The sequence below is a fragment of the uncultured Lamprocystis sp. genome (assembly GCF_903933125.1).
Taxonomy (GTDB): Bacteria; Pseudomonadota; Gammaproteobacteria; order Chromatiales; family Chromatiaceae; genus Thiodictyon.
Genome location: NZ_CAIZIZ010000408.1, coordinates 35,480 through 47,793, shown reverse-complemented (window position 1 = coordinate 47,793; position 12,314 = coordinate 35,480). Strand labels below are relative to the sequence as shown.

8 protein-coding genes are annotated in these 12,314 nt (G+C 61.1%); 3 read left to right on the top strand and 5 right to left on the bottom strand.

The genetic code is table 11. The features are described from left to right. On the top strand, nt 1–1,300 hold a 1,300-nt coding region (rimO, locus tag QZY03_RS21725; RefSeq protein ID WP_295584525.1), incomplete at its 5' end, for a 30S ribosomal protein S12 methylthiotransferase RimO. 54 nt (nt 1,301–1,354) lie between these two features. Here the strand turns inward: rimO and QZY03_RS21720 are convergent. From QZY03_RS21720 to QZY03_RS21705, 4 genes are all read right to left on the bottom strand, one after another. Continuing rightward, complete coding sequence (locus QZY03_RS21720) at nt 1,355–1,489, bottom strand: hypothetical protein (RefSeq protein WP_295584523.1); 135 nt, start codon at nt 1,487–1,489, stop codon at nt 1,355–1,357. A 35-nt stretch (nt 1,490–1,524) separates the two neighbouring features. Further along, on the bottom strand, nt 1,525–2,838 hold the full coding sequence (locus QZY03_RS21715; RefSeq protein ID WP_295584521.1) for a hypothetical protein: 1,314 nt from the start codon (nt 2,836–2,838) through the stop codon (nt 1,525–1,527). A 271-nt stretch (nt 2,839–3,109) separates the two neighbouring features. Continuing rightward, nucleotides 3,110–4,219, bottom strand: coding sequence for a HigA family addiction module antitoxin (locus QZY03_RS21710; RefSeq protein ID WP_295584520.1), 1,110 nt, complete (start codon nt 4,217–4,219; stop codon nt 3,110–3,112). Next, nucleotides 4,212–4,556, bottom strand: coding sequence for a killer suppression protein (locus tag QZY03_RS21705; protein ID WP_295584518.1), 345 nt, complete (start codon nt 4,554–4,556; stop codon nt 4,212–4,214). The genes QZY03_RS21710 and QZY03_RS21705 overlap by 8 nt, the downstream gene beginning before the upstream one ends. A 312-nt stretch (nt 4,557–4,868) precedes the next feature. Between QZY03_RS21705 and QZY03_RS21700 the strand changes: the two genes are divergently transcribed. Then, nucleotides 4,869–5,375: an LEA type 2 family protein gene (locus QZY03_RS21700; RefSeq protein ID WP_295584515.1), complete on the top strand. Its 507-nt coding sequence runs from the start codon at nt 4,869–4,871 to the stop codon at nt 5,373–5,375. Between the two features lie 170 nt (nt 5,376–5,545). On the opposite strand, the gene uvrB is transcribed toward QZY03_RS21700, so the two are convergent. Next, the gene (gene uvrB / locus QZY03_RS21695; protein ID WP_295584513.1) at nt 5,546–7,555 is read right to left on the bottom strand and encodes an excinuclease ABC subunit UvrB; all 2,010 of its coding nucleotides are present in this window, start codon (nt 7,553–7,555) and stop codon (nt 5,546–5,548) included. Between the two features lie 800 nt (nt 7,556–8,355). Here uvrB and QZY03_RS21690 point away from each other — a divergent pair. After that, nucleotides 8,356–12,249 carry a Calx-beta domain-containing protein gene (locus QZY03_RS21690; protein WP_295584510.1) on the top strand — a complete coding sequence of 1,298 codons (3,894 nt, stop codon included), beginning with the start codon at nt 8,356–8,358 and terminating at the stop codon, nt 12,247–12,249. The last annotated feature ends 65 nt before the right edge of the window (nt 12,250–12,314 follow it).

The following is a 12,314-nucleotide window of genomic DNA, read 5'->3' as shown; positions in this document are numbered from 1 at the left end:
CGGCTTCGTGAGCCTGGGATGTCCCAAGGCGACCGCGGACTCCGAACACAGCCTCACCCAACTGCGCGCCGAGGGCTTCGGCATCACGCCGAGCTACGACGGGGCCGATCTGGTCATCATCAACACCTGCGGCTTCATCGACGCCGCGGTGGAAGAGTCACTGGAAGCGATCGGCGAGGCCGTGAGCGAGCACGGCCAGGTCATCGTCACCGGCTGTCTGGGCGCCCGCGCCGAACTGATCCGCGACGCCTACCCGCGGGTGCTCGCCATCACCGGACCACACGATTTGGACGCCGTCATGGCCGCGGTCCATCGCGAACTGCCGGCCCCGCATGACCCCTTCCAGAGCCTGGTCCCGCCCCAGGGGGTACGGCTCACCCCGCGTCACTACGCCTATCTCAAGATCTCCGAGGGCTGCAACCACCGCTGCACCTTCTGCATCATCCCCAGTCTGCGCGGCGACCTGGCCAGCCGTCCCATCGGCGCGATCCTGACCGAGGCCGAACGCCTGGTGGAGGCCGGCGTGCGTGAACTGCTGGTCATCGCCCAGGACACCAGCGCCTATGGCCTGGACCTGCGCTATCGGCCGGACTTCTGGAAGGGCCGGCCGCTGACCACCGACCTGGTGACCCTGGCGCGCACCCTGGGCGAACTGCCGACCTGGGTGCGGATGCACTATGTCTACCCCTACCCTCATGTGGACGACCTGATCCCGCTGATGGCGGACGGTGTGATCCTGCCCTATCTGGACATGCCGCTGCAGCATGGGTCGGAACGGGTACTCAAGGCGATGCGCCGGCCGGCCGCCGCCGAGCGCGTGCTGGAACGCCTCGCCCGCTGGCGCGCCCAGTGCCCGGACCTGGTCCTGCGCAGCACCTTCATCGTCGGCTTTCCCGGCGAGACCGCGGCCGAATTTGAAACCCTGCTTGACTTCATCCGCGCGGCGCGGCTCGACCGGGTCGGCTGCTTCCCCTATTCGGCGGTCGCCGGGGCGGCGGCCAACGCCTTGCCCGACCCGGTGCCGGAGGACGTCAAACTGGAGCGCCTGGGCCGGTTTATGGACGTCCAGGCCGAGATCAGCCGCGACAAACTCGCCGCGCGGATCGGCCAGCGCCTCACCGTCCTGGTGGATACGGTGGACGATGCCGAGGTCATCGCCCGCGGCCCCGGCGACGCCCCCGAAATCGACGGCGTGGTCATCATCCCCGGCGCCTGGGAACTGGACCCGGGCGACTTCGTCGAAGTCACCGTCACCGACTCCGGGGACCATGATTTGTGGGCGGAGCCGGTGGAGGATTGACGACGCACTCAAGACTGGATCGCGGTTTTCCCACGAACTGCCGGCGGATTGGGGTCAGTCGATCCACATGCCATCCTGAATTAGATCATCCGCGAACGATGCATTGGACAGCGCCTCACGAACCCCCTCTGGGCCGCCGTTAGCCGCACTTGAATCCTCAACAAGGCTATGCGGACGATCAATTTTCATCAGCTCCTTTTCGATAGAAAGAGACCAATCTTTATCTAAAGCACTAAGCCTTTTGAAAGAAATGGAAACCCTCTGGCGAGGCATTTTCGGCTTCTCAAACTAGCCGTCTTTGCCAGTGCGTTATCTCTTGAAGAAAAAATACTGGAAATTGCTTTTCCGAGCCCTCGACCACGCTTTATAGCGCGATATTCATCTGATGCAAGTGAATCAGCAAGCTCACTTTGAATTGTTTCTAATGAATGATAAGTCATCAGTGGTGGAACAACCGACAATCGCACAGCGACCAGCGGCATTGACAAACGACCAAAATGCATAAACGGCGCGACACGATCAGCACACTCAGCGATCAAGAATAGCCTGAGCGAGAATGCACGTTTCTCCAAGATCCCGCGCGGCACGGCTGACTCAGCCAGCATAGCAAGCTCATTGGACCAAGGGCCACGTGCGGCATAGAAAGCAAGCGCCGTATAGAATTTCCTAAAGCGTCGCGTTACTTCCTCCGGCCACTCATCAGCCGGTTCGCAGGCAAGGAGCATGCTCTGCCACCCAAATCCTTCACTTATAACCGCATGGTCCGTCAAGTCGGCTAAGCGCGACGTGTCGATCACTACGGCAAATCCGATCAATAGGCAAGCGTTGCGTTCAGTATCATTGGAATTACGCCAGACCCTGCGGAACCCCTCACTCAGGCAGGCGCCTTGATTCGGCGCCCTTCTATCCAAGCATCTGATCTGACTCACAAGACGGCTGACCCACTCAGGTTCCGTCTCGCTTACGCAGACGCGAATCAACCGCTCGGCAACCGCGACAGACTCCAGTTCGGCCGCCTCGATCCCATCCAGCAGAAGACCACCTAACAGTAACGCAACATGGGTCCCGTTTCCCGCGGCTTGCAGATTAAGCAATCGATCAACGAGCAATGCTTGGCTATCGCCGGAACGCATTCCCGCCACAAGTAGCCGTATGACCTCATGCCAGCGCGGGTCGGTGACTCTCGGCTCGATCGTGCGGCGCCGGGCTGCGCCCTCCGGGACCAGTCCGGGGTAGTAAAAGAGACAAAGGGCGGGGGTATCAAGAAAAAGTGCCTGAAGCTTTCGGTGGCCCCAGTGCTCAAGCGCGAACTTGCAATGGAGATCATGCTGAAGTCTGTCGAACCAAGTCACATCGCCTCCGCCCTCGCGACGGCCGGACTCAGTCAGGTCGTCCGGAGTCACCAAGACCCATTTGGTTAATCGACGGCGCTGCTTTTCGCCTTGTCGCGCGTTTTGGGCTTTGACAATAGCGGCCTTGATTTCCGCGCGGTGCTCGCTGCTGAGCGGCGACGGATAAAACTTATACTGATAGCCCACCCGGCCGTCGATGCGCAGCCCCCCATCAGCGAAGCTGTCGAGCCCCTGATAGTCGCCCGCACGGTCGCTGAACAGGGACGGCCTTGGCGGCGCGCCTCGTGGAACAGGAGCAAATCGACAATGCGCGCGAACTCCAAGCCGCCCTCGCGACCGGCAGGCAGGATCTGGTCAAGACGGTGGGTCTCCGGCAGGCGGACTGGGGTAGGCATAACGGTTGCTCCTTCCTCCCGTTGAAAATGGCGCTACAAACGACCGACTCGGCAATAACAACTTACCCCGCGGATTCCACGGACTCCGGGCACGGGGTTACCCAGCACAAACGGCGCTTGAGGCGGTTTCCAATCTTATACTCGAACACGCCTTCCTTCTGCAGTCGCCCGACCACGATGCCGGGGGCAATGCCGATTGTCCGCGCAAACGCCTGCACCTGTGTCAGATTTGGCCGGCCGGCGGCAAGTAAGCTGCGCCATGCGGCAGGCGGGATCAGCAGATCCGCGGCGAAGCGGTTCGCCTCACGCTCCTTCTCGTCCGCGGCACCGTCGCCCTCGATAAACACGGCACGCTTGCCATGAAGCAGAACGTGGCCGGCCTCGTGGAAAAAGGTGAACCACAGGTGGTCGTCTGACTGATAGCGCAGACTAAGCTGAATCAGCGCCTTGTCCGGAGTCAGCCAGCGGGTGGCACCGGAAACACCGGTCTTGGGCAGTTCGGGCACAAAGACCACTGCAACACCGGCCGACGCGCATAGAGCGATAAGTTTATGCTGAAAGACCTCCGGCGGCTCACGAGTGAGGACACGGGCCTCGTCCAGCACCGCCCGGAAACGGCTTCTGTCAAAGGGGGCGCAGGCGATGCCATGCGCTTCGATCTCGCCGCGGCGAAGCCACGCCGACACGGCCTCGGGATGGGTCTCGAAGTGCAGCGAACGACGATAGGCTACGGCTTGGTCATCCCACAACACGGCCCATTGCGTGACCGAGTTGATGCCGAAAAAACGCAACATCAGGTCAAGTTGCGCGCATGGATCCGCGGCCGTCGAGACCCAGCCGAGTTTGGTGATCGCCGCCACCGGTAGACGCTTGAGCCAGTCCAGGTCACTGACCAGGTGGGCCTGCTCTTGCTCGCGCACCCGCGCCGCCTGGTAAAGACTTTCCAGATTTTGCCAGAAGTGGGCCGGACGACCCAGCACCCGCTCCAGCTTGAGCGCAGTCTCGGCGGTAATCGGGGCCTTGCCCTGAACAATCTCGTTGACGGTCTTCGCGGTCAAGCCCGTGCGAGCGGCCAAGTCGCGCTGGGTCATCCCGAGTGAGTCCAGATATTCCATCAGGATCTCTCCCGGGGGGACAACGTAGTCGGGTTCAAATTCAGTTATGCTAATCATGCGTATCCTCCACGCCATTGATGCGAACGGAGGTCACCAGCGACCAGTCGAGGCCGCCTTCTGCGCGTAGCGGCCGGGGGTCGTGGTTCGGCTCGAAGATCAGTCGGTAGGGATGGTCCAGATCGAGACTCAACTGACCGGCACGATCCCCGATCAGCTCGTGGCATCGACCCGGACCGCTGTAAGGGGGCCAGAGATCGCCCAGATTGTTGGCGGCGCGCAGTTCCTGTATGCGCCGCGTGATGAGCCGGGCACGCCGCTCGCCGTGGACCACTTGCAGCCTCCGCGCCTCGCGAAACTCCTTGCCCAACTTGGTGGTGCGAAAGGCGATGTCCATTTCCAAAAGATGTTAACGAAAGACGTTAACTACTTCAAGCTATTTCCGAGAGTCGCGCACACTAGAAACCAGTGCTTCATAGGATGGAAGCAACAGATTAAGTTAATTTTTTTCTATCTCTCATGTCCCTTTGAAGACAGAATACTCACGGATCGGCAACCGTTAATCCCCGCGAGGCCAGCGTTGACCATCCACCGCACGGGGGTACCCCGACCGCGTCGGCTTCTTCAGTCCGGGATGCTCCCAGGCGACCCTGGACGCGAACTCTATCCTCAACCAACAGCGCGCCAAGCGGCGACTGGAAAAGCAAACATGCGCCGACTGATGTCCCGCCTCGCACCCACCCTGAGCATCCTCCTGAGCTTCGCTCTGATCAGCGGCTGTGCCAGCCTGACCAAATCCTGGATCGCGCCAGAGGTCGCGCTGACCGGACTGCGGATCAAGGAACTGACCCTCCTGCGCCAGGTGTTCATCGTGACCCTGGCGGTCAGGAATCCCAACGACCGGACTTTGCCGATCAAAGCCCTGACCTACCGAATCAAACTGGAAGGGAACGAACTGGCGCAGGGATCGAGCCAACTCGATCGGCAAATTCCGCCCCTGGGCACCGCGCTGGCCGACGTGGAGGTCGTCGGCAACCTGCTGGGCATCACCCAACAACTCCCGGCCCTGGCCCTGAAGGACCGTCCGCTCGACTGGACCGTCTCCGGCACGGCCAGCCTCGCCAACGGGCTCGTGCCGCTGCCCTATCGCTGGTCCGGTCAGATTGACCCGAAGGCGTTGCTGAGTATCGCCGTCGAACGTGATAAGCGGTTGTAGGGGCGGGTTTATAGCCATCGGACGTCATAACCGGACGTAGGGGCGGGTTTAAAACCCGCCCCTACACCAAAGGTCTGCCTGGTGATGAGCGGCACGCGCATCCGTCCCCCGGAATCCAAGGCGTCAGCCTTGGCACCCCCTGACCAAGGCTGACGCTTTGGACCCCGACCTCAAGCCGCCAACCCCTTCCCCTGCAATTCCTTGATCTTGTCCCGCACCGCCGCCGCCTTCTCGAACTCCAGGTCTTTGGCAAAGGCGTACATCTCCTTCTCCAGCGCCTTGACCTTTCTCGCCATCTGCTGGGGCGTAAGATTGGCGTACTCGACAATTTCCTCCGCCACCCGGGCATAGGCGCGGGCCTTCATGGGGGCGCCCGGCATGGCCGACTCCAGGATGTCCGCCACCGCCTTGCGGATGGTCTGGGGGGTGATGCCATGGGCGGCGTTGAAGGCGACTTGCTTGGCCCGGCGCCGCTCGGTCTCGCCGATGGCCCGTTCCATGGATCCGGTGATCCGGTCGGCATAGAGGATGGCCTTGCCGTTGGCATTGCGGGCAGCCCGGCCGATGGTCTGGATCAGCGAGCCCTCGGAGCGCAGGAACCCCTCCTTGTCCGCATCGAGGATGGCCACCAGCGAGACCTCGGGCATGTCCAGCCCCTCGCGCAGCAAGTTGATGCCCACCAGGACATCGAACTCACCCAGCCGCAGATCGCGGATGATCTCCACCCGCTCCACGGTATCGATGTCCGAATGCAGATAGCGGACCTTGACCCCATGCTCGTTCAGGTACTCGGTCAGGTCCTCGGCCATGCGCTTGGTCAGGGTGGTCGCCAGCACCCGCTCGCCGACAGCGACCCGCAGGCTGATCTCGGACAGCAGGTCGTCCACCTGACTCAGCGCCGGGCGCACTTCCAGGTCCGGGTCGACCAGGCCGGTGGGGCGCACCACCTGCTCGACGATGGCACCGGAACAGCCCAATTCATAGGCGCGCGGGGTGGCCGACACATAGATGGTCTGCGGCTGACGGGCCTGGAACTCCTCGAAGCGCATCGGGCGGTTGTCGAGCGCCGAGGGCAGCCGAAAGCCGTAGTCGACCAGATTTTCCTTGCGTGAGCGGTCGCCGCGGTACATGCCGCCCAGTTGGGGGACCGTGACATGGCTCTCGTCGATCACCACCAGGGCATTGCCCGGCAGGTAGTCGTAGAGCGTGGGCGGCGGCTCGCCGGGACCGCGCCCGGAGAGATAGCGGCTGTAGTTCTCGATCCCGGAGCAGTAGCCGACCTCCATCATCATTTCCATGTCGAAGAGGGTCCGCTGCTCCAGGCGCTGCGCCTCGACCAGCTTGTTATTGTCGCGCAGCCAGGTCAGCCGATCCTTGAGCTCCAGCTTGATCTCATCCACGGCATTGAGCACCGTCTCAAGCGGGGTGGCGTAGTGCGTCTTGGGGAACACGGTGTAACGCGGCACCTTGCGCAGCACCTCGCCGGTGAGCGGATCGAAAATGGACAGGGCCTCGATCTCGTCGTCGAACAGTTCGATGCGCACCGCCTCGTCGTCGGACTCCGCCGGATGGATGTCGATCACGTCGCCGCGCACCCGGTAGGTGCCGCGAGCCAGTTCGATCTCGTTGCGCCGGTATTGCAAGTCCGCCAGCCGGCGCAGGATAGCCCGCTGATCGATCAGGTCGCCGCGGCTCAGATGCAGGACCATCTTCAGATAGGCATCCGGATCACCCAGGCCGTAGATGCTGGAAACGCTCGCCACGATGATGACATCCGGACGCTCCAGCAGGGACTTGGTTGCGGACAGGCGCATCTGCTCGATGTGCTCGTTGATCGACGAGTCCTTCTCGATGTAGGTGTCGCTGGCCGGGATGTAGGCCTCCGGCTGGTAGTAATCGTAGTAGGAAACGAAATATTCCACCGCGTTGTGCGGAAAAAACTCCCGCATCTCACCGTAAAGCTGAGCGGCCAGGGTCTTGTTGGGCGCCAGGATCAGCGCCGGGCGCTGCACCGCGGCGATCACGTTGGCGATGGTGAAGGTCTTGCCGGAGCCGGTGACGCCGAGCAGCGTCTGGCCCGCCTCGCCGTTGTTCAGCCCGTCGACCAGCCGGCGGATCGCCTCCGGTTGATCACCGGCGGGGGCGAACTTGGCGACCAACTCAAAAGGTCGGGATATCAATGGGGTCTCCTTAAAGGGCCGCTGGACACTCGGCTGGTTGGGGCGCACGCCACCCCAGCAAAATGATTGAATGAGGACGCACGGACGTGACCGCAACAGCGGTGTTGCGGCTGACCGGCTTGCCGCGCGGCCCACCAAGCGCGACACCGTCGTCCGAGTCGATCTTGATGGCGCCTGAGACGTCCCTAACCGAAGAAAAAACTCAAGATGCTTCGCAAAACGCAAATGCCGCCGCGCCACCTGCCTCGCGAACCATACAGATTGACAGATCACTGTGCCGACTTACGGACGCCCTGTTCCTCTACTTTGTCATATGTCATATGTCATATTTTCTTAACCTATTGATGTTTATGAGCGCATGACCAAGGCGCCAAGAAAAAATAGCGTGCGACGAACCCAATGCTTGCGGGCCATATGACAAAGTGGAAAAACCCGCCATGAGCAGATTCAGCTGGAGTGCATCGGGTACGATATTTGCTTTCACACCTTGAGTAACGGGTCGTGATTCCCGTGCGACGCGGCCCAGCCAAGCGTCGCACCACCGACCATCACAACGGTAACGGAACTTTCGCAGGGCCTGAGAGCACCTGCGTTCTGCGGTCCCGAGCCGACATCGCAACGATCCGTATCCTTACTCGACGGCGACTCCGATTGATACCGGCTCCTCGCTCAGGGCAGCCGGTATGCAAGACAGCGTCTGCTGGACCCGCGCAACGCGCCTACTTCCCTCAACATTATCGAGGTTCACCATGGTCCGATCGCTCCTCTCTGCGAGTGTTTTACTTGGCAGTAGCGTCGCTTTGGCGGAGATCACCTTTGACGATGTCACCAATATCGCCGGACCCTTTCATACCGGCTCCTCCTGGGGCGCGGCCTGGGGCGACCTCAACGGCGACGGGCGACCGGATTTGTATGCCAATAATCATCAGATGCGTGGTTCACTGTGGCGTAACAACGGCGATGGCACCTTCACCGACATCATCCTTACCGTGGATCGACAGCGCGTATTGACTGGAGAATATCTACAGGATGCCCATGCCGGAACCTGGGGCGACTTCGATAACGATGGCGACCTGGATTTATTGGCCGCACGCAGTTCCAGCGGTGGACGCGGACAACTCTTCGTCAATTCCGGCGGGATCTTTACGACCGAGATCGGCATCGCCAAGGGCCTTGGCAGTTTCACCGCTGGACGGATGGGCTCGTGGTTCGATTATGACAACGACGGCGTTCTCGACATTGCCGCGGCGACGGCCAACTATTCGCAGATTTACCGTCAAGGCTCGACCAAATTCTCAAACACGACATCAGCGGTTGGCATAAGTAAACAATGCAACCATAACATGTACGCTCAGTTGATGGATATTACTGACGACGGTCGCCCAGAGCTGCTTTGCGGTGCGGTCGCGACCTACCCGGAAAAGGTTTATGACACGTCCAGCAGCGTGTTTCGTGATCTGACCTCAGTGGTGGGCCAGAACCATTTGGTGCCTGACGTCGCATTGGCCGACTTCAACAACGATCAGCAGATCGATATCTTCCAGCTCAATGGGCGTGTTCGCCCAAGCGAGGTGTTACTGGTAACGCCTGGCCACTTGGAGGCCTACCTGACGGTTTCCTCAAATAGCGAGCACAAAGGTTTTACTTTTCGCGCCGACGGCCCGATCACCATTCAAGCATTCAGCTTCGAGCGTGAGAACACCAATGAGAATGTCGTGGTTTATACCGGTGCCGAGCGCTGGAGTCCGACCACTGTACCCTTTGTTCTCGATCCAACTGATCCGGCGAATTGGGGCATCGATCCCAACCGTTCCGTTCCCGGCGTCTACATCGGCTATGACACGGCAACGCAACAATGGACCGTGCGGATGAGTCCGGGCTCCGCAGACAGTAGTGATGCGTACTTTGCAATCGAAGGAAACGCCCTAACTGAACCCCAAACAATTGATATAACGAGGTTTGAATACCCGCGACAGCCAAGCCTTGTCATGTACAACGGCTTCCAGTTCGTCCCCAGCGACGACTTCGGGATCGGCGAGGTCTGGTGCAAGAGCGTCGTTGCCGGTGATTTTGACAACGACATGGACATGGATCTCTATATGGCCTGCGGCGGCAGTTTGACCAACCTGCCAAACCGCCTGTTCGAAAATCTCGGCGACGGCTTCTTTTCCGAGGTTGCGTCCGGCGGCGGCGCCGCCGGCGTGCAAGGTGCCGGACTCGCGGCGAATGTCGGTGCCAGCGACAACGTCGTCATGGCAGACTACGATGTTGATGGTTACCTGGACTTGTTCGTTACGAATGGGCCGCTGCTGACCCCGCTGCGCGTTGGCGGTCCGGACCAACTCTTCCGCAACACCAGTTCCGGTAACCACTGGATTCAACTCGACCTCGAGGGTACCACCTCGAACCGCAGCGCAATCGGCGCAAAAGTGTATGCCGTTGTGAATGGCGTCAGTCAGGTCCGTGAGCAAAACGGCGGCTACCACCGTTCTTCACAGGACCAGATGCGCGTGCATTTCGGACTCGGCAGCAATACGTCCGTCGATTTGACCGTCGAGTGGCCGAGCGGACAGGTCGACTATTTCCCCGGCGTCCAAGCCGACAGCGTGCACCATCTCATTGAAGGCGGCACCATTGAACGCGTTACCCTGGGACCCGTTCCGCCACTGCCGGCACCCCAGGCGGGCGACGAATGTGGAGTGCCGGCGTATAACAAAGCACTGGATCAGGGCGCATTTCTCTGGAAGGATTGCACCACGCAGCAGTGGTATTTTCGCGCGGGCGCGGGGGGCTCGGCTGCCACTGTCCAAGTGACCGGCCGGCTGGTCTCGACCAGCGCCTTCACAGCCGTGACACCCTATTCGCTGGAGGCCGGTGATGTGATCGACACCTCGACCTCCGGAAAGATCAGCTTTTCACTCAGTTCAGCCGGTACCGGCGATGATGGTTTTCAGTTCGGAGCGACGGGAACCGCAACGTGCCTTTCGATCACCAGTCCGGCGAATGTTCGGCTGTTGGTCGGCGGAAAAACATTGCCTGCCGCGCTACCGTTTAATCTCAAAACGCTGTCGTCCGCGGGCTGTTCGAGTGTCAGCGTCTCGATCGCCGATGTGACGGTTGACGAAGCCGCGGGAAGCGCACAGTTCACCTTGAGTCTTTCGGAATCGAGTGCAACCGACATCACGGTCCAATATGCCACGCGGGACGGCAGCGCGGTGAGTGGGGCAGACTACGCCGCAACGGTCGCGCCGGTCACCCTGCGGTTCCCGGCGGGCACGACATCCCAGACGGTTACCATACCGGTAGCCGAGGACACACTTCAGGAAGGGAATGAGACGTTCGAGGTAACCCTCGCGAACGCAACCAATGCCACCATCGACCGGGGAGTCGGCGTTGCAACCATCCTGGACAACGAGCTGTCGGCTTGCGGAGCGCCCGCGTATGACCGGGCGACTGACCGCGGTGTTTTCCTGTGGAAGGACTGTGCCACCGGCACCTGGTATGCGCGTATGTCTCCAGGCGGCAGCACCCTGACGTACCAAGGCAGTCTCAGCGCCGGGGTCGCTTTCACCAGCGTCGCCGGCGTCAGCATCGAGGCCAAAGATGTCTTGGACTACGTCAGCGATCCGGCCCGGATCAACTACACGCTCGCGGTCGCGGGAACCGGTCAGGACGGCTTTGATTTTAAGGTTGTTACCGATGCCGGTGTTTGTTTCCGGCTGGACGCCCCGACCACCAAAAAGTTGTATGTCGGAGCGGGCCGCAACCAAGTCACTACGCCAATTGATCTGGCAACGTTGGGTGAATGCCTCCCCGCCCCGGTGCCTGCAGTCTCGGTGAGCAATGGCTCGGTCACTGAAAGTGGTGGTGCCGCGACGCTGGTGGTCAACCTGTCGGTTGCGACCTGGATCCCGGTCACCGTGGATTACACCACCGCCGACGGCAACGCCACCTCAGGTTCGGACTACACCCCGGTCAGCGGTACGCTGAGCTTCGCACCGGGCGAGACCAGCAAGACCATCAGCCTGCCGATCGTCAATGACGCGGTCACCGAGACTGAGGAAAGCTTCGGACTGAGCCTGAGCAACGCGGTCAACGCCATCATCGAGACCAGCTCGGCCACGGTAACCATTCAGGATGACGATACCGTGATCACCCTCTTCTCGGAAAACTTTGAGAACACGTCGGGCTGGGTGGTCAATCCCAACCGGACCGATCGGGCAACCAGCGGCCAGTGGCAGATCGGCGATCCCGCGGCGACCAACTCCAACGGCGTGTCGCTACAGCCCGCCAATGCGCACGGCGGCGTCAAGGCCCTGGTGACCGGCACGGCCGCCGGAAGTAGCTCAGGCAGCTACGATGTCGATGGCGGAGTTACCTCGATCAGGTCACCGAGCATTGTTCTGCCCGCAACCGGCACCCTGACGCTGAACCTGAGCTATTTCTTCGCTCACCTGAACAATGCTTCGAGTTACGACTACTTGCGCATTACTCTAAAGGGAGCGAGCGGGAGTCGCGTGCTGCTTCAGCAACTTGGCAGCGCCGCCAATCGCGCCGGAAACTGGACGAGTTTTACCGCGAACATCTCCGATTTCGCGGGACAAACGATCACGCTGCTGATCGAAGCGGCTGATAACAGCACTGCCTCTCTCATTGAGGCAGGTCTGGACGACATCAGCATCACGCGGCACTGAGGATCCTGCGGACGGGCGGGCGCTCTCCCGCCCGTCCGCGCGCCGCCAGCCGGGATGCTCCCACG